Below are 19,922 nucleotides of genomic sequence, written 5' to 3' on the forward strand. Positions count from 1 at the left end.
TTACAATAAATAAATAAATAAATAAATATTCGTTAATAACGTATAAATATTCTTAAATGCCATCCTAGTAAAATTTGTTAAATTCGTTAAATCATAACTTAACACAGTTGTTTTAGCGCTATTAAAGTTTTGTTTATTACGAGAAAAATTATATAAATATTCAATAATTGCCAACTTTCAAATTGTATGAAATTTGCATTATTATTAAATATTAGTTATTGTCAATTTTGTGAATCAATATAATTATTACATTTTGAGATAAATCGAAACAGGATTCATAAAATTAATAATTAGGGGGAGCACAATTGAAAAAAGAGAAAGTTATGGACTGGACGACCTTTATAGGGACAGTAGCTGTACTTCTTTTTGCAGTTATACCTATGATGGCTTTTCCAAAAGCAAGTGAAGATATCATCACTGGTATTAATAGTGCCATTTCTGATTCAATTGGTTCGATATATTTATTTATGGGGCTGGCGATTTTTTGCTTTGTAATGTATATCGCATTTGGTAAATATGGTAATGTCACACTTGGTAAAGCAAGTGATAAACCAGAATTTAATACATTTACATGGGCGGCAATGCTGTTTTGTGCAGGCATAGGCTCTGATATTTTATACTGGGGCGTTATTGAATGGGCTTTTTACTATCAAGTTCCACCAAATGGCGCGAAAAGTATGAGTGATGAAGCACTCCAATATGCGACGCAATATGGTATGTTCCACTGGGGACCAATTGCTTGGGCTATTTACGTTTTACCAGCATTACCAATTGGTTATTTAGTGTTTGTTAAAAAACAACCGGTGTATAAAATTAGTCAAGCTTGTCGCCCGATTTTAAAAGGTCAAACAGATAAATTTGTAGGTAAAGTTGTAGATATCTTATTTATCTTTGGATTGCTAGGTGGTGCGGCAACATCACTAGCGTTAGGTGTGCCATTAATTTCTGCAGGCATAGAAAGATTAACTGGTTTAGATGGTAAAAATATGATTTTACGTTCGGCCATTTTATTAACAATCACGGTTATATTTGCCATTAGTTCATATACAGGATTGAAAAAAGGTATTCAAAAGTTAAGTGATATCAACGTTTGGCTATCATTTGTACTTTTAGCCTTTATATTTATTATTGGACCGACTGTTTTTATTATGGAAACGACAGTGACAGGGTTCGGAAATATGTTGAGAGATTTCTTCCATATGGCAACATGGTTAGAACCATTCGGTGGTATTAAAGGTCGAAAAGAAACGAATTTCCCACAAGACTGGACAATATTCTACTGGTCATGGTGGTTAGTATATGCGCCATTTATCGGTTTATTTATCGCTAGAATTTCAAAAGGTCGACGCCTTAAAGAAGTCGTGCTAGGAACAATTATTTATGGAACGCTTGGATGCGTATTATTCTTTGGTATTTTTGGTAACTATGCTGTGTATTTACAAATTTCTGGACAGTTTAATGTAACACAATATTTAAATACACATGGTACAGAGGCAACCATTATTGAAGTGGTGCATCATTTACCATTCCCATCATTGATGATTGTACTATTCTTAGTATCTGCTTTCTTATTCTTAGCAACAACATTTGATTCGGGTTCATATATTTTAGCGGCAGCATCTCAGAAAAAAGTGGTAGGCGAACCATTACGTGCCAATCGTTTATTCTGGGCGTTTGCATTGTGCTTATTGCCATTTTCATTGATGCTAGTTGGTGGTGAACGTGCATTAGAAGTATTGAAAACTGCATCAATACTGGCAAGTGTGCCATTAATTGTTATTTTTATTTTCATGATGATATCATTTTTAATCATTTTAGGACGCGATAGAATTAAACTTGAAACGCGGGCTGAAAAATTAAAAGAAGTTGAACGTCGCTCATTGCGAATCGTTCAAGTATCAGAAGAAGAACAAGACGATAATTTATAATTCAATTAATGATGCATAAGATTTTGAATTTTATAAGTATATGATTAATCGTGATATTAAGCAAAAACGGTAATTTCTATTTATTGAGATAGAAATTACCGTTTATTTCGTGGACCTATTGCATTGTTTTCATCATGCATAATCATCATTGTCGTTGTTTGAGTCAATTTTAATTTTTAGAATCAGAAGACTGTTCTGGAATTGGGAAATATTTAAAAATTTCACCGCTTTCAATCGCTTCGGTTAACTGTTCTAACCATTCGTAATAAACATGTGTATGATCAAGCTGAGCTTTAATTTTGTGTGCCTCTTGTGTTTCAGCTTCAGTTAAATCACTGCTTTCAAGTAATGGATTGATAATAGCTTGAGCATCTTTTACTGCTTCGACATTGATATCAATTTCACGCTGAAATTTTTTAGTGAAAAAGTTTCGGAAAAAGATGAAAAAGTCTTTCTCGGCGATAAAATGTTGTTTGCGGCTTCCTCTCGTAAATTGTTGTTTAACAATATCAAATTCCTGCAATTTCTTAACGCCAGCACTCATACTTGGTTTGCTCATTTGCAATTGATGACGCATTTCATCAAGCGTCATACTGCCTTCAAACACCATAGTGCCATATAAGTTTCCTACACTTCTATTAGTGCCATACAAATCCATTGTCTGTCCAATTGAATTAATTACAATATCTTTTGCTTGTTCTAATTGTTGCTGTTTGTTCTGAGAACGAGTCATCATTGCACCTCCGTACATCATTTTGGTCACGTTAAAATAAATACTAATACATTATAAAACCTTTTCTAAAAAAAGACATTAAAAATATTTAAAGCATTAAAGTTAAATGTTTCGTTAAATAAAAATCTAACGAACTTACAAAACTTAATTCTTGAGTTGTTTTGTAAATTGACACATTTTTCATTTCTATGCTAACATAAGTTTGTAAAATTCGTTAAATAAAAATTTAACAAACTTAACGGAGGTTGTTGAATGGAACTTTTAAAACATTTATCTCAGCGTCAATATATTGATGGTGAGTGGGTTGAAAGCGCGAATAAAAATACAAGAGATATTATCAATCCTTACAATCAAGAAGTGATATTTACGGTTTCTGAAGGGACAAAAGAGGATGCAGAACGTGCAATCTTAGCTGCAAGACGTGCGTTTGAGTCTGGTGAATGGTCGCAAGAAACTGCTGAAACAAGAGGTAAAAAAGTACGTGCCATCGCGGACAAGATCAAAGAACATCGCGAAGCGTTAGCACGATTAGAAACATTAGATACTGGAAAAACGTTAGAAGAATCATATGCAGATATGGATGATATTCATAATGTGTTTATGTATTTTGCTGGATTAGCAGATAAAGATGGTGGCGAAATGATTGATTCACCAATACCAGATACAGAAAGCAAAATTGTTAAAGAACCAGTAGGTGTAGTTACACAAATTACACCTTGGAATTATCCGTTATTACAAGCATCATGGAAAATTGCGCCAGCGCTTGCTACGGGTTGTTCACTAGTTATGAAACCAAGTGAAATTACACCATTAACAACAATACGTGTTTTTGAATTAATGGAAGAAGTTGGTTTCCCTAAAGGAACAATTAATCTTATTCTTGGTGCAGGTTCTGAAGTTGGTGACGTAATGTCAGGTCATAAAGAGATTGACCTAGTATCATTTACAGGTGGCATTGAGACTGGTAAGCATATTATGAAAAATGCTGCTAATAATGTTACGAATATTGCCTTGGAACTTGGCGGTAAAAATCCAAACATTATCTTTGATGATGCTGATTTTGAATTGGCGGTAGACCAAGCGTTAAATGGTGGATATTTCCATGCAGGTCAAGTTTGTTCAGCAGGATCAAGAATATTAGTACAAAACAGTATTAAAGACAAATTTGAGCAAGCACTTATTGATCGCGTGAAAAAAATCAAATTAGGTAATGGTTTTGATGCTGATACTGAAATGGGACCAGTGATTTCAACAGAACATCGTAATAAAATCGAATCTTATATGGATGTAGCTAAAGCAGAAGGCGCAACAATTGCTGTTGGTGGTAAACGCCCAGATAGAGACGATTTAAAAGATGGTCTATTCTTCGAGCCAACAGTCATTACAAATTGTGATACGTCAATGCGTATTGTACAAGAAGAGGTTTTCGGACCTGTCGTTACTGTAGAAGGCTTTGAAACTGAACAAGAAGCGATTCAATTAGCGAATGATTCTATATATGGTTTAGCAGGTGCTGTATTTTCTAAAGATATTGGAAAAGCACAACGCGTTGCTAACAAGTTGAAACTTGGAACGGTGTGGATTAATGATTTCCACCCATATTTTGCACAAGCGCCATGGGGTGGATACAAACAATCAGGTATCGGTAGAGAATTAGGCAAAGAAGGCTTAGAAGAGTACCTTGTTTCAAAACACATTTTAACAAATACAAATCCACAATTAGTGAATTGGTTTAGCAAATAAAAATTAGATAAGGTGAGTGCCATTGTAAGAACACAAGACACTCACTTTGTTTTGTATAAGTGGCGAAATGTTGATTGATAATTTGGACTAAACGCAAAATGAATCATAGATTATTTCATGACTGTTAGTAACAATCATAAAAGGAAAATCGAGTGTTTTGGTTAGCTAAGTTTAGCAATTCAACGATAACCAATCAGCCACTAACAAATATTTCATGCAATACTCACTTTGAAATACAACAAACTTTGGAGGTCATAACGATGAGTAACAAAAATAAATCATATGATTATGTCATCATTGGAGGAGGCAGTGCAGGTTCTGTACTAGGTAATCGTCTGAGTGAAGATAAAGATAAAGAAGTCTTAGTATTAGAAGCGGGTCGCAGTGATTATTTTTGGGATTTATTTATCCAAATGCCTGCTGCGTTAATGTTCCCTTCAGGCAATAAATTTTACGATTGGATTTATTCAACAGATGAAGAACCACATATGGGCGGTCGTAAAGTAGCACATGCCCGAGGTAAAGTTTTAGGTGGATCAAGTTCGATTAATGGCATGATTTATCAACGCGGTAATCCAATGGACTATGAAGGCTGGGCAGAACCAGAAGGTATGGAAACTTGGGATTTTGCGCACTGTTTACCGTATTTTAAAAAATTAGAAAAAACATACGGTGCAGCGCCTTATGATAAATTTAGAGGCCATGATGGACCAATTAAGTTAAAACGAGGGCCAGCAACGAATCCTTTATTCCAGTCATTCTTTGATGCAGGTGTTGAAGCAGGCTATCATAAAACACCTGATGTGAATGGATTTAGACAAGAAGGTTTTGGACCGTTCGATAGTCAAGTACATCGTGGTCGCCGAATGTCAGCTTCAAGAGCATATTTACATCCAGCTATGAAGCGTAAAAACTTAACCGTTGAAACACGTGCCTTTGTTACTGAAATTCATTATGAAGGTAGAAGAGCAACTGGTGTTACGTATAAGAAAAATGGCAAACTACATACCATCGATGCTAATGAAGTCATCTTGTCAGGTGGGGCATTCAATACGCCACAATTACTACAACTGTCTGGTATCGGCGATTCAGAATTCCTAAAATCAAAAGGCATTGAGCCACGTGTTCATTTGCCTGGTGTGGGTGAAAACTTTGAAGATCACTTAGAGGTATACATTCAACATAAGTGTAAGGAACCTGTATCATTACAGCCAAGCTTAGATATCAAGCGCATGCCATTTATTGGTTTACAATGGATTTTCACACGTACTGGTGCAGCAGCATCTAACCATTTTGAAGGTGGCGGATTTGTACGTTCAAATAACGAAGTTGATTATCCTAACTTAATGTTCCATTTCTTACCAATAGCTGTAAGATATGATGGTCAAAAGGCAGCGGTCGCACATGGCTATCAAGTTCACGTAGGACCAATGTATTCAAACTCTCGTGGCAGCTTGAAAATCAAATCTAAAGATCCATTCGAAAAACCAAGTATCCGCTTTAATTATTTATCAACAGAAGAAGATAAAAAAGAATGGGTAGAAGCAATTCGTGTAGCAAGAAATATCTTATCTCAAAAAGCAATGGATCCATTCAATGGTGGAGAAATTTCACCAGGACCAGAAGTGCAAACAGACGAAGAAATTCTTGATTGGGTTCGTAGAGATGGTGAAACAGCATTACACCCATCTTGTAGTGCTAAAATGGGTCCTGCTTCAGATCCAATGGCAGTAGTTGACCCGTTAACAATGAAAGTTCATGGTATGGAAAATTTACGTGTAGTTGATGCATCAGCTATGCCACGTACGACAAATGGCAATATACACGCACCTGTTTTAATGTTAGCTGAAAAAGCAGCAGACATTATACGTGGCAGAAAGCCTTTAGAGCCACAATATATTGATTATTATAAGCATGGTGTTCATGATGAAAATGAAGGTGCAATCGAAGTAAAACCATACGCTAAATAAATTGATATAGTAGACTTTTAGTCTGGCATCTATTGTATTGGTGCCAGGCTTTTTTGCGTTTTATCTAAATGAGAAGTTAATGTGTTGTTCAAAAACGGTGTGTGAGAATATGAACTGAAAATAGAGTTAATTGTACATTGTGATGATTAATTGACCTAATTGACAGACATTAAAAGAGTGTACAACCTTAAAAAGTTCACTAAATAGACATTTAATTGTGTTTTCTTGAAAGCTTTCGTGGTAGGATTTATATAAGTAAATTGAGAGAAGGAATACTATGAGCTTTTACGAATATATACAAACATTTAAAGATGATAAAACACCATTAGGCGAATTAGCGATTTGGATTAAAGAAGATGATTCATTCCCAAAACAAGAGAAGCTAACAGAAAACATTTTGTCTTATTTTCATCAAATGTCCAATATAGATCATGAGTTTTTAGAAATTGTAAAAAGATCACTTTCTCTGTATGATCAATTAAAATCGTAAAATTAGAGATAAAGTTAGCTAAAATACAAGGCCGGTAATTTCATAGATGAAGTTGTCGGCTATTTTCATGACTAATGTTAAATAATGATCATGGAATTGAAGACACAAAAATAATGGGCGACGCCTGTCCCCATTTGTATGGAATATTAATACTTTTTACAAAGCCTTATCTTTTAAAAAGAAGTCAAACTATGATTGTAATTAATAAATACGGGAATGAATTAGTAATAGATATAAAGTAATATGACCAAAAATATAAATGAAATGAAGGCATTTATTATGAACATTTATGATGAATATAGAAGTTATGTAATAGAAGAACTGGATGATTGTCTCACAATACAAAAAAATAATGACACTGCATATTACGATGTGCTAGAAGCGATAAATGATTTATCAAATGATACATTATGTGTGTTAAATCATTTATATATTAACGAAGGACAAGAAGAAACATTCGAGCAAAAATTTTTGCAACGTAATAAGCATTTGCAAAACGTTGATGGGTTTAAAGCATTAAGGTTTTTAAGACCTAGAACAGCTGGTAGACACTATATCATTATTACGCTGTGGGAAAATAGGCAAGCATTTTATCATTGGCAAAATTCAGCTGAGTACAAGCATACACACAAGCATCGTGGCACTTCGAAAGGTGCAGATGTAAAAATAATTAATCGTGAATTATCATACAATATTCGTATTGAATTAGCTGATATGCTCTAGCCCGAGATATCAACCCTCAATCATTTGAAAGTCCTTGAATGCTATGTCATGTCAAAGCGTAGTGTCGAGGACTTTGGTATTTAACCCTATTTAATTGAAAATTCTGTAAAGATAGGCGTATGATATATATAATTCATTTATAAAATTACAATGTTCATCACAGGAAAAGTGGATGTATGAAAGGAAGTTAGTTATGCAAAAGTCAGCTCTATTCGCGCCTGAAAAATATAACATTATTTCGGAAATCGAAAAATATAGCCACATACCAGATAAAAAGGCAATTTTATATCATAATACTGAAGGCGAAGATATATCAGTCACTTACCAACAGCTCATTGAACAGTCTAATAAAGTAGGTAATGTTTTAGCATCGCACGGTTTATCTAAAGGCGATAAAGTACTCATTATGATGCCACGATCTATTGCGACATATGAATTATATATTGCTGCTTTAAAATTAGGTGTTGCAATCATTCCATGTTCTGAAATGCTAAGAACTAAAGATTTACAATACCGTATCACACACGGTGAAATAAATGCTGTTATTGCACTAGAGCCATTCACAGTTGAATTTGAAAAAATTAAAGAATATGATGCGTTAACTAAATTTGTTATTGCCGGTCAAAAAGATGGATGGATTTCACTTGAAGCTGAAAAAGAAAACGCAAGTAACAAACTAGAAATGGCAGATACGACGCGTGATGATATGGCGATTCTGTCATATACATCTGGTACAACTGGCAATCCTAAAGCCGTTACACATTGTCATGGATGGGGATTTGCACATTTACAAATGGCACCAAAACATTGGTTATGTATTAATGAAGATGACTTAGTTTGGGCAACAGCAGCACCAGGTTGGCAAAAATGGGTATGGAGTCCTTTCTTATCTGTATTAGGTTCAGGTGCAACTGCTTTTGTATTTAATGGAAGATTCAGCCCTGAGACATACTTAGAATTGCTTCAAAAATATCAAATTAATGTTTTATGTTGTACACCGACAGAATATCGTATGATGGCTAAATTACAGAACTTAAATGATTATGACTTAACGCATTTACATAGTGCCGTTTCTGCAGGTGAGCCACTAAATCGAGAAGTAGTTGAACAATTCAAGAAATACTTTAATTTAACTGTAAGAGATGGATATGGCCAGACTGAAAGTACCTTGCTTATAGGCTTTTTAAAAGATACACCACAAAGGATTGGATCAATGGGTAAAGGCATTCCGGGTAGTTCGGTCACTGTAGTAGATGATGAGGGGAATAGCGTACCTGCTAATACGAAAGGGAATATTGCAGTACCACTTGATTTGCCAGCACTTTTCAAAGGATATTATAAAGAGCCAGAACGTACGGCGAAAGCGCAAACAGGTAAATACTACATCACTGGTGACTTAGCTCATGTAGATGATGATGGTTATTTCTGGTTTGAAGGACGTCGAGATGACATTATTATTAGTTCAGGCTATACGATTGGGCCTTTTGAAGTTGAAGATGCGTTAACGAATCATCCAGCCGTTAAAGAATGTGCTGTAGTAGCAAAACCTCATGATATACGAGGAAATATTGTTAAAGCATTCGTTATTTTACAGGACCATACTGCGGGTGATGATACGCTAGTTAAAGAACTACAACAATTTGTTAAAAATGAAGTTGCACCATATAAATATCCAAGAGAGATTGAATTCGTTGACGACTTACCAAAAACAAACTCAGGTAAAATTCGTCGTGTTGAACTACGAGATGCTGAAATAGAAAAATGGCAACAACAAAAAGATAGCAATCAATAAACATAGCAAAGCAGTCCAATGCGTAAGGTATGATGATACGCACTGGACTGCTTGTTTATTTATGATGTTCTTTGTCGTCTAGTTATAAATATTAAAATTAGTTTAGAAACAAGCGCAACCAGTATTAAGAATGAGAAAATATAAGATGTTAAACCTCGAATATCCCAGTTTAATAAAAAAACATTACTATCACCGGCATTAAGTTGAAACTCAGTATGTGTTAAAACGATAATCACAATGCCTATAAGTGCAAGATTCAAAATAATTTACAATATTAAAGGTAATTGAAGTGATTTTCTTGGATGCATAGGCATTGAATCTCCTTTTTATGATTGATTTTACACTTATATTGTATCAAAATAGAGTATAGGTTTAAAATGCTATAAGCCAAATGTAGATTAAAACAATCGTTAGCTATTTGTTGTCAAATAATTATGATTGATTTGATATTTATCTTCTATGAATAAAAGATTTAATATATTGCAAAGTTAATGAATAATTATAATTTACATTTACCACTGCTTGCTTTAACATATACATGTAAGCACTAACTATAGTATTTTGTTACAGCGTATCAATTAAAACAGGAAGTTATCTATGGCGTTGATATTTTAAAGAAATATGTCAGTTTTATGTAACTTTCATATTGATGATACACATTTACAATTTTTGGAGAGGTGAAACCAATGGCTAAGTCTAATAGTAAAGACATCGTTTTAATTGGAGCCGGTGTACTTAGCACAACATTTGGTTCAATGTTAAAAGAAATTGAGCCAGACTGGAATATCCACGTTTACGAACGCTTGGATCGTCCTGCAATCGAAAGTTCAAACGAAAGAAATAATGCTGGTACGGGTCATGCAGCATTATGTGAGTTGAACTACACAGTTTTACAACCTGATGGTTCTATCGACATCGAAAAAGCGAAAGTGATTAACGAAGAGTTTGAGATTTCAAAACAATTCTGGGGTCACTTAGTGAAAAGCGGTAGCATCGAGAACCCAAGAGAATTTATCAATCCATTACCACACATCAGTTATGTTAGAGGTAAAAACAATGTTAAATTCTTAAAAGATCGTTACGAAGCGATGAAAGCTTTCCCTATGTTCGATAATATCGAATATACTGAAGACATCGAAGTAATGAAAAAATGGATTCCATTGATGATGAAAGGCCGTGAAGATAACCCTGGTATCATGGCGGCAAGTAAAATTGACGAAGGTACAGATGTAAACTTCGGTGAATTAACACGTAAAATGGCTAAAAGCATTGAAGCACATCCAAATGCTACTGTGCAATTTAACCATGAGGTTGTTGATTTTGAACAATTATCAAATGGTCAATGGGAAGTTACTGTTAAAAATCGCCTAACTGGTGAGAAATTCAAACAAGTAACTGACTATGTATTCATCGGTGCTGGCGGTGGAGCAATTCCATTATTACAAAAAACAGGTATCCCTGAAAGTAAACATTTAGGTGGATTCCCTATCAGTGGTCAATTCTTAGCTTGTACAAACCCACAAGTTATTGAACAACACGATGCCAAAGTTTATGGTAAAGAGCCACCTGGTACACCACCAATGACTGTACCTCATTTAGATACGCGTTACATTGATGGTCAAAGAACATTATTATTTGGACCATTTGCTAATGTTGGACCTAAATTCTTGAAAAATGGTTCTAACTTAGATTTATTCAAATCAGTTAAAACATACAACATTACAACTTTATTAGCAGCAGCTGTTAAAAACTTACCTTTAATTAAATACTCATTTGATCAAGTGATTATGACAAAAGAAGGTTGTATGAACCACTTACGTACTTTCTATCCAGAAGCACGTAATGAAGATTGGCAATTATACACTGCTGGTAAACGTGTACAAGTTATCAAAGATACACCTGAACACGGTAAAGGATTCATCCAATTCGGTACAGAAGTGGTTAACTCACAAGACCACACTGTAATCGCATTATTAGGTGAATCACCAGGGGCTTCAACTTCAGTTTCAGTTGCGTTAGAAGTATTAGAACGTAACTTCCCTGAATACAAAACTGAATGGGCACCTAAAATCAAGAAAATGATTCCATCATACGGTGAATCATTAATTGAAGACGAAAAATTAATGAGAAAAATCCGTAAACAAACTTCAAAAGACTTAGAATTAGGTTACTACGAAAACTAAATTCTAATAGTTATATTTAAAATCGGACAACTGAGAAATCTTAAAGATTTTTCAGCTGTCCGATTTTTTTACGTAATCTAATACATACGGCAAAATCAACTTTAATCAAAAAGACTCATACACAATGCCTTTAAAGCACATGTATGAGTCCTTTTTAGTAGTTTATATCAAAAAATACGTTTAATGTATAAATTAGTTTTTGTTTACAGATGCGTCGTAGATTGATTCTACAGCGTCACCTAATGCTTTATCGAATTCTTCTTTAGATTGTCCAGCTCTTAAATCACTAGCTAATGCGCGTGAGAAGCTTGCGATAAGTTCAGCGTTATCTTTAAGTAATTCATTAGCTTTTTCTCTGCTGTAACCACCTGATAATACAACGATACGAACAACGTTTGGATGCTCAGCTAAGTCTTTGTATAAGTTAGCTTCAGTAGGAATTGTTAATTTTAACATAACTAATTGATCAGCATTTAAGCTGTCTAAACCTTTTTTAAGCTCAGCTTTTAATACTTTTTCAATTTCAGCTTTATCTTTTGCGTTAATATTAACTTCTGGTTCGATAATTGGCACTAACCCTTTAGCAATAATTTGTTTAGCGACTTCAAATTGTTGTTCAACAACGTCTTTGATACCTTGTTCATTTAATTCTAAAATATTAGAACGCATTTTTGTACCAAAAATGTGACGCTCGTTTGCACGATCTAATAAGCTATCTAAGTTGTCGATTGGTTTCATTAATTGAACACCATTTTGCTCTTCAGCAAGACCTTTGTCTACTTTTAAGAACGGAACAACACCTTTGTCAGCTAAGTAATCTGCAGTGTATTTGCCTTCTACTTCGCGATCCATTGTTTGTTCGAAAAGAATAGCACCTAAAATTTTATCTGGTGAGAATGAAGGTGAAGTTACCACACGTGTACGCATATCGTGAACAAGTTGGAACATTTCGTCTTCATTGCTATATTGATCTTCGTTTACACCATATTCTTTAAGTGCTTTTGGTGTACTACCACCACTTTGGTCTAATGCGGCAATAAAGCCTTTTCCATTTTTCATTTTTTCTAATTGCTCTTTATTCATACTTTCCACTCCTTAACTTTTCAATACACCTCCAGTATGATAAAAATGAGAACATTTCTCAAGTCATAAACCTTGAAAAGTGTATAAAATGTGAAAAATAATTGTCAGTTTAATTAAAAATATTATTTTATTCTAGGTATGACTAACGCCATTAATGACATGAAGAAAATATGTGTAATAATCCAACCGATTAATTCTGTCACACTAAATTGAAAAATTGGACGTTGCGCAATAAATACTAAAAAGGGATACAATGCTATAAATAAGAAAACTAAAGGGATATAACATAGATAGTAAAGCCTTTTAGAAGTATGAAACAGCAACACAAATACAAAATAAATGACGCTACCAATTAGTAAGTGACATATTATTTCTAGAGTATATGGTGTATTGTCAGAAGGAATTAGAAAATCTAAATTCAATAACAAAGCTTTTAAATGTGATTGATTGCTTATTATGTCAAACAACATGGTCATCCATAGCAACATGAATGATATGAAAATAGCAGCAATGAAATGGAACAATACCTTTAAACGCATTCATATCACCTCAGAGTCAAATGGAATATAGTAAACAATTCCCTAATCGAACAAAATTATGCGCATAAATAAAGTAGATTGATATAAAATTCTTAATTATCAGAATATATTTACAAATCTGAATTTTATTAGTATATTGGATAGTATTCATAATGACATGACAGTATTTTCACGTGATATCAAATCGAATGTGGTTATCGATGTAGGGAAGGTAATTATGTGAATAAGGTCTGTCAATGGGAGGGGAATGTATATGAGTAAAGCACATCAATTAATTCAAGAGGATGAACATTATTTTGCGAAATCAGGACGTATTAAATATTATCCGTTAGTTATTGATCATGGATATGGAGCAACATTGGTTGATATTGAGGGAAAGACATATATCGATTTGTTATCGAGTGCGAGTTCTCAAAACGTAGGTCATGCACCTAGAGAAGTAACAGAAGCGATAAAGGCACAAGTTGATAAATTTATTCATTATACACCAGCATATATGTATCATGAACCGTTGGTACGTTTAGCTAAGAAGCTTTGTGAGATTGCACCTGGAGATTTTGAAAAAAGAGTGACCTTCGGATTAACTGGATCAGACGCAAATGATGGCATCATTAAATTTGCCAGAGCATATACAGGGCGTCCTTATATCATTAGTTTCACTAATGCATATCATGGTTCAACTTTTGGCTCGTTGTCTATGTCAGCTATTAGTTTAAATATGCGCAAACATTATGGTCCGTTATTGAATGGCTTTTATCATATTCCGTTTCCAGATAAATATCGTGGTATGTACGAGCAGCCACAAGCTAATTCAGTAGAAGAATATTTAGCACCCTTAAAAGAAATGTTTGCGAAATATGTACCTGCTGACGAAGTAGCATGTATTGTTATTGAAACGATACAAGGCGATGGTGGACTTTTAGAACCAGTTCCAGGGTATTTTGAAGCGTTAGAAAATATTTGTCGTGAAAATGGTATTTTAATCGCTGTCGATGATATTCAACAAGGTTTTGGGAGAACAGGTACATGGAGTTCAGTCTCGCATTTTAATTTTACGCCTGATTTAATCACTTTCGGAAAATCTTTAGCAGGTGGTATGCCTATGTCAGCAATTGTTGGACGCAAAGAGATTATGAATTGTTTAGAAGCACCAGCACATTTATTTACAACAGGTGCTAATCCAGTTAGTTGTGAAGCTGCATTAGCCACAATTCAAATGATTGAAGATCAGTCGCTTCTTCAGGCTAGTGCGGAAAAAGGGGAATATGTTAGGAAACGAATGGATCAATGGGTATCTAAATACAATAGTGTAGGCGATGTTAGAGGTAAAGGCCTGAGCATTGGTATTGATATTGTTTCCGACAAAAACCTCAAAACACGTGATGCCAGTGCGGCACTTAAAATTTGTAATTACTGCTTTGAGCATGGCGTAGTTATTATAGCTGTAGCAGGAAATGTGTTGCGATTCCAACCGCCATTGGTAATAACATATGAGCAATTAGACACGGCGTTAAACACTATAGAAGATGCACTGACTGCTTTGGAAGCAGGAAACTTAGATCAATATGACATATCTGGACAAGGTTGGTAATAGCGATTATCTTAATATAAAATAAAAAATCATTTCCACATCTGGATGTTAATCAGATGGGAAATGATTTTTTTAATTTTTATTTTGGTGGGTGGTATTCAGCTACGTCATTTTTCTTAGAATGTCTAAGTCCATAACTTAAATATAGAATGATACCAACAATAAACCAAATTAAAGTGTATAATTTCGCTTCGAATCCTAATCCCCAGAATACTAGCAATACTAAAACAAATGTAACTGCTGGTAACACAGGATATAAAGGTAATTTAAACGCAGGAGTTGGTAAATCTTTACCTTCACGCTTTCTCAAACGATACATTGCTAATGAAACGAACATAAATGCAACAAGTGTACCGGCTGAAATTAATTGTGCTAAAAATGCGAATGGGAACATAGAACCAATTAAAACACCAATAATAGTAAGTATAACTAGTGCACGATTAGGTAAATGTTTGTCGTTTAAGTGGCTTAACCATGAAGGTAATAAGCCGTCACGTCCAAATGAATAAAGTAAACGTGAGCCTGCTAACATCATACCAATTAATGCTGTAAACATACCGATAACAGAGATAGCTTGAACAATAGCTGCTACAACACCATGACCACTTTGACGTAAAGCCCAACCAACAGGTTCAGCATTGTTTGCGTATTGTGAGTAATGGAACATACCAACTAACACAAGTGCTACAGCAATAAATAATACGATAGCAATACTTAAAGAACCAAGAATACCTCTAGGCATTGTCTTTTGAGGGTCAAGTGCTTCTGCTGAGTTTGCTGCGATAGAATCGAAACCGATATACGCTAAGAAAATCATTGAAACACCAGCATATATGCCTTGCCATCCACCAAAGTCACCTGTAGCAGTTACTTTGTGTTCTGGAATAAATGGCACATAGTTACTAACATTTATTGCTGTTAAACCTACGATTACAAATAAAATAATAGCTAATACTTTTAAAATAACTAAAATGTTTTCCATACGTGCTGCTTCCGACATACCACGTGATAGTAATAATGCAGTTAATAAAATAACGATAGCAGCAATAATATCGATAAAACCGCCATTTGTACCAAATGGATTTGATAATGCTGCAGGTAATTCGATGCCAATTGGTTTCACAAGTCCGCGTAAATTCGCTGAGAATCCTGATGCAACAAAGGCTACGGCGATAAAATATTCAGCTAATAAAGCCCAACCGGCAACCCATCCAAAGAATTCACCAAATAATACATTGACCCAAGAATAGGCTGAACCTGCAAATGGCATAGCGGCAGCCATTTCTGCATAAGTAAATGCAACTAAACCAGCAACAATAGCAGCGAGTAAGAATGATAACGCAACGGCCGGTCCTGCATGTTCTGCAGCAACAATGCCAGGTAGCGTAAAGATAGATGTCGATACAATTGTTCCTACACCTAAAGCTAAGAAATCACGCACCCGAAGTGTACGCTTTAAATGACCATCTTTATTTTGATAGATAGCCGGATCCTCTTTTCGTGCTATTTTATTGAAAAAACTTCCCATAAACTTTCCTCCCAAACCTTCATAAACAATTCTATACGGTGTTTTTTAATATGTTATATCATAGCACAAATAATCAATATTTTGTCTAAAAATTCTGAAAAAACACAACTTTATGTTACTTATTAATGACTTGTCTTGATAACATCCATAGATTTTTTAAATGATAAAACTGATTATAACAGATATTAAATGAATAAGTACTATTTTTGCTAATTTTCTAACAATTTTGCGCATTATATTTTTAAAATCAATTTCATGTTTATGTCTGATTGCCTAGTTTGTATGAAATGTAATTCTTTGACTATAAAAAGGTGCATCAAATATGATGAGAGTAAGGCGAAAAATAGGAGGTTATATAGTAAGTCATTTAAGTCGAATAGCCATCCTTTTTAAAATGAAAAAAATAGAAAGCTCAATAGTTTGTTAAAGCCTTTAAATAGCGTCATTACGCAATTTTAGAATGCTAAAAATTGTCACAAATTTCAAATTACGTGCTAAAGCTTGAGATATCAATATTTATTGGCGTTAGAGTGTAATTTTACTCCGCTTACATCTCAGTTTTATGTTTGTAATTTGGTAGCATAATATTATAATAAAATAAAATTGTTAATCTTTAATTTCAGTATAGATATTTTTACGTGTAGTCACGTGTAAAATAAATTCAATTAGGTTAGGAGACATAATTATGAAAACATTTGGTAAAAAGGTTGTATTAATCGGAGATGGATCTGTAGGATCAAGCTATGCCTTTGCAATGGTTACGCAAGGTGTTGCTGATGAATTTGTAATTATTGACATTGCAAAAGACAAAGTAAAAGCAGATGTTCAAGATTTAAACCATGGTACAGTCCACAGTCCTTCACCAGTTGATGTGAAAGCAGGTGAATACGAAGACTGTAAAGATGCAGATTTAGTTGTTATTACAGCTGGTGCACCTCAAAAGCCAGGTGAAACTCGTTTACAATTAGTTGAAAAAAATACTAAGATTATGAAGAGCATTGTTAAGAGTGTAATGGATAGCGGCTTTGATGGATATTTCTTAATCGCGGCAAACCCTGTAGACATTTTAACAAGATTTGTAAAAGAATATACTGGATTGCCAGCAGAGCGTGTTATCGGTTCAGGTACTGTATTGGACAGTGCACGTTTACAATATTTAATTAGCCAAGAACTTGGTGTTGCACCTTCAAGTGTTGACGCTAGTATTATTGGTGAGCATGGTGATACTGAACTTGCAGTTTGGTCACAAGCAAATGTAGCAGGTATTTCAGTATATGACACATTAAAAGAACAAACTGGTAGCGAAGCTAAAGCGGAAGAAATTTATGTAAATACACGTGACGCTGCTTATGAAATTATCCAAGCTAAAGGGTCAACATACTATGGTATTGCATTAGCATTGATGCGCATTTCAAAAGCCATTTTAAATAATGAAAATAATGTCTTAAATGTTTCTATACAATTAGATGGTCAATATGGCGGTCACAAAGGCGTTTACTTAGGTGTACCGACATTGGTTAACCAACATGGCGCAGTTAAAATTTATGAAATGCCATTAAGTGCAGAAGAACAAGCATTATTCGACAAATCAGTTAAAACATTAGAAGATACTTTCGATTCAATTAAATATTTATTAGAAGACTAAGCCTATTTTAAGTATTAATTAGAAATATATTAATGGTAAGAGGATCTATTAGTGTTGCGGTAACATGTGGCACTGATAGATCTATTTTTTTAGCAAGCATTGATAGAGGGAATACTTTTGCGTAAAATAATAATTGAATAAAGTATTATGACTCGTGAAAATTTAGTGACATGAATAGAAATGTCGAGGCGTCATTGAGTATAAAGGAAAGTAGTTCTGCATTAATCACGAAGTAGAGCATGACAACGAGGAATAACTATAGGGAGATGGTTTTGGAATGACGAATGTCTTGTATCAACATGGTACATTAGGTACGTTAATGGCTGGCTTACTAGAAGGAACAGCTACAATTAATGAATTGTTAGAACATGGAAATTTAGGGATTGCAACGTTAACAGGGTCTGATGGCGAAGTAATATTTTTAGATGGGAAGGCATATCATGCTAACGAGCATAAAGAATTTATAGAATTAAAAGGCGATGAGAAAGTACCGTATGCATCGATTACTAATTTTAAAGCGAGTAAGACATTTCCATTGCAACAATTATCACAAGATGATGTATTCGCACAAATTAAAAATGAAATGTTAAGTGAGAATTTATTTTCGGCTGTTAAAATTTATGGCACATTTAAACATATGCATGTACGAATGATGCCTGCTCAGCAACCGCCATATACACGTTTGATTGATTCAGCACGCAGACAACCTGAGGAAAAAAGACAAGATATTCGTGGTGCCATTGTTGGATTTTTTACACCAGAATTATTTCATGGCGTAGGGTCTGCTGGTTTTCATATACATTTTGCGGATGATGAAAGAGCTTATGGTGGACATGTTCTTGACTTTGAAGTGGATGACGTTGTCGTTGAGATACAAAACTTTGAAACATTCCAGCAACATTTCCCGGTAAATAACGAGACGTTTGTTAAAGCGAAAATAGACTATAAAGATGTGGCAGAAGAAATTAGAGAAGCTGAATAGTCTAATATAATTAAAAGACCTTAGCGATATTAGGAACAGGTGGTTCTAAATGCATCGTTAAGGTCTTTTTATATTATATATGTGCTTACATATTTTGTTGATACGCGCGTAAAAAGCTATAAATAGTATCAAGATATGGGGTGTCAAGATTGTGTTCACGTGCACGTCGATAAATAAAGCCTTGAATCGCTTCGACTTCAAGAGGTTGCTGATGCACAATGTCGTAATACATGCTCGTTCCCATTTCATCGGGATAACCTTGATATATAGTCATAATAGTATCGACAGTTTGTTCTGAAAAGTTTAACCCCTCTGCCTGTGCAACACGACAACCATCTAGTAATAGCTGTCTACACAGTGTACGTATTTCAGGATTATGCATGATTGCAACTGTCTGTCTACCGAGTGCTGTGATAGAATTAATGCCCAAGTTAACTAACAATTTATACCAAATAGCTTGTTGAATATTTGCTTCTAGTACAATGTCGATTTGACTGTCTTGGACCAAATCTCTAAATTGTCGAGTTAATGCATTATCTTGTATACGTAATTGATAATCTCTGAAGTGCGTAACAACATCGCCTTTCTTTTGACCACTTATATAGACAACTGCTTGGCATACGTTTTTAAATGGAATATGTTCGAGTTGACCATAACCATTTTGGGCTAAAATGATGAGCGTGTCCTCATGTGCAAGATGAGTTAAATGAGGAATAACTGCATCAAGTTGATGTGTTTTGACTGCAATAATAATAACATCAAATGTGTTTGTGACATCTTCATAACCTTTTACAACAATATCTTGTGCAGGTGCATGTGGTACAGTATAATATGTTATTGTTTTGGCGTGTCTCCCGATAAGCGTTGTATGAGGCAATGATTGTTGTAATTCATAGACAATAGTTGTACCGACAGCGCCTGGGCCGATAATCGCAACTGATAACATCTTCTTCTTTCCTTTCTATAAAAGATTCATTATACTATTTCTAATA

The 19,922-nt window shown here is 34.4% G+C and carries 17 protein-coding genes and 1 pseudogene; 10 read left to right on the top strand and 8 right to left on the bottom strand.

The window, feature by feature from the left end; genetic code table 11:
• Complete coding sequence (locus NST10_RS10370) at positions 1–174, bottom strand: hypothetical protein (protein WP_303661244.1); 174 nt, start codon at positions 172–174, stop codon at positions 1–3.
• A 131-nt stretch (positions 175–305) separates the two neighbouring features.
• Here NST10_RS10370 and NST10_RS10375 point away from each other — a divergent pair, with 131 nt between their 5' ends.
• The gene (locus NST10_RS10375; RefSeq protein WP_000711870.1) at positions 306–1,928 is read left to right on the top strand and encodes a BCCT family transporter; all 1,623 of its coding nucleotides are present in this window, start codon (positions 306–308) and stop codon (positions 1,926–1,928) included.
• 169 nt (positions 1,929–2,097) lie between these two features.
• Here the strand turns inward: NST10_RS10375 and NST10_RS10380 are convergent, their stop codons facing one another.
• Both NST10_RS10380 and NST10_RS10385 read right to left on the bottom strand, forming a co-directional pair.
• Positions 2,098–2,661 (bottom strand): GbsR/MarR family transcriptional regulator, encoded by a 564-nt coding sequence (locus tag NST10_RS10380; protein ID WP_000198597.1) that lies wholly within the window; start codon positions 2,659–2,661, stop codon positions 2,098–2,100.
• Between the two features lie 88 nt (positions 2,662–2,749).
• Entirely contained in the window at positions 2,750–2,845 is a 96-nt protein-coding gene (locus NST10_RS10385) for a hypothetical protein (RefSeq protein WP_001789908.1), read from the bottom strand.
• A gap of 68 nt (positions 2,846–2,913) precedes the next feature.
• Between NST10_RS10385 and betB the strand changes: the two genes are divergently transcribed.
• The 5 genes from betB to NST10_RS10410 all read left to right on the top strand — a co-directional run bounded on the left by betB (position 2,914) and on the right by NST10_RS10410 (position 9,379).
• Positions 2,914–4,404, top strand: a complete 1,491-nt coding sequence (gene betB / locus NST10_RS10390; protein ID WP_000421699.1) for a betaine-aldehyde dehydrogenase — start codon at positions 2,914–2,916, stop codon at positions 4,402–4,404.
• A 260-nt stretch (positions 4,405–4,664) separates the two neighbouring features.
• Positions 4,665–6,374 carry a choline dehydrogenase gene (gene betA / locus NST10_RS10395; protein WP_000066521.1) on the top strand — a complete coding sequence of 570 codons (1,710 nt, stop codon included), beginning with the start codon at positions 4,665–4,667 and terminating at the stop codon, positions 6,372–6,374.
• 277 nt (positions 6,375–6,651) lie between these two features.
• Positions 6,652–6,864, top strand: coding sequence for a sterile alpha motif-like domain-containing protein (locus tag NST10_RS10400; protein ID WP_000011688.1), 213 nt, complete (start codon positions 6,652–6,654; stop codon positions 6,862–6,864).
• 279 nt (positions 6,865–7,143) lie between these two features.
• Positions 7,144–7,587 (top strand): antibiotic biosynthesis monooxygenase, encoded by a 444-nt coding sequence (locus tag NST10_RS10405; protein WP_001028789.1) that lies wholly within the window; start codon positions 7,144–7,146, stop codon positions 7,585–7,587.
• A gap of 193 nt (positions 7,588–7,780) precedes the next feature.
• Complete coding sequence (locus tag NST10_RS10410) at positions 7,781–9,379, top strand: AMP-binding protein (protein ID WP_001172340.1); 1,599 nt, start codon at positions 7,781–7,783, stop codon at positions 9,377–9,379.
• A 59-nt stretch (positions 9,380–9,438) separates the two neighbouring features.
• Here NST10_RS10410 and NST10_RS10415 read toward each other — a convergent pair.
• Positions 9,439–9,770, bottom strand: a pseudogene (locus NST10_RS10415) (hypothetical protein).
• Between the two features lie 295 nt (positions 9,771–10,065).
• Between NST10_RS10415 and lqo the strand changes: the two are divergent.
• A complete protein-coding gene (gene lqo, locus NST10_RS10420; protein WP_001130051.1) occupies positions 10,066–11,562 on the top strand; it encodes an L-lactate dehydrogenase (quinone) in 1,497 nt (498 codons plus the stop codon).
• Positions 11,563–11,754: 192 nt separating this feature from the next.
• Here lqo and NST10_RS10425 read toward each other — a convergent pair whose 3' ends face one another.
• Positions 11,755–12,645, bottom strand: coding sequence for a fructose bisphosphate aldolase (locus tag NST10_RS10425; RefSeq protein WP_001031407.1), 891 nt, complete (start codon positions 12,643–12,645; stop codon positions 11,755–11,757).
• A 122-nt stretch (positions 12,646–12,767) separates the two neighbouring features.
• Positions 12,768–13,184 (bottom strand): hypothetical protein, encoded by a 417-nt coding sequence (locus NST10_RS10430; protein ID WP_001237625.1) that lies wholly within the window; start codon positions 13,182–13,184, stop codon positions 12,768–12,770.
• Positions 13,185–13,437: 253 nt separating this feature from the next.
• On the opposite strand from NST10_RS10430, the gene NST10_RS10435 reads away from it, so the two are divergent.
• Positions 13,438–14,775, top strand: a complete 1,338-nt coding sequence (locus NST10_RS10435) for an aspartate aminotransferase family protein (protein ID WP_000030061.1) — start codon at positions 13,438–13,440, stop codon at positions 14,773–14,775.
• 79 nt (positions 14,776–14,854) lie between these two features.
• On the opposite strand, the gene NST10_RS10440 is transcribed toward NST10_RS10435, so the two are convergent.
• Positions 14,855–16,303 (bottom strand): amino acid permease, encoded by a 1,449-nt coding sequence (locus NST10_RS10440; protein WP_339209799.1) that lies wholly within the window; start codon positions 16,301–16,303, stop codon positions 14,855–14,857.
• 685 nt (positions 16,304–16,988) lie between these two features.
• On the opposite strand from NST10_RS10440, the gene NST10_RS10445 reads away from it, so the two are divergent.
• Positions 16,989–17,948 carry an L-lactate dehydrogenase gene (locus NST10_RS10445; RefSeq protein ID WP_000846637.1) on the top strand — a complete coding sequence of 320 codons (960 nt, stop codon included), beginning with the start codon at positions 16,989–16,991 and terminating at the stop codon, positions 17,946–17,948.
• Between the two features lie 277 nt (positions 17,949–18,225).
• Entirely contained in the window at positions 18,226–18,930 is a 705-nt protein-coding gene (gene budA / locus NST10_RS10450; protein ID WP_000186117.1) for an acetolactate decarboxylase, read from the top strand.
• A gap of 85 nt (positions 18,931–19,015) precedes the next feature.
• Here the strand turns inward: budA and NST10_RS10455 are convergent, their stop codons facing one another.
• On the bottom strand, positions 19,016–19,876 hold the full coding sequence (locus NST10_RS10455; RefSeq protein ID WP_000953580.1) for an oxidoreductase: 861 nt from the start codon (positions 19,874–19,876) through the stop codon (positions 19,016–19,018).
• Positions 19,877–19,922 lie beyond the last annotated feature (46 nt).

It is taken from the genome of Staphylococcus sp. FSL W8-0305 (genome assembly GCF_037966415.1).
GTDB lineage: Bacteria > Bacillota > Bacilli > Staphylococcales > Staphylococcaceae > Staphylococcus > Staphylococcus aureus.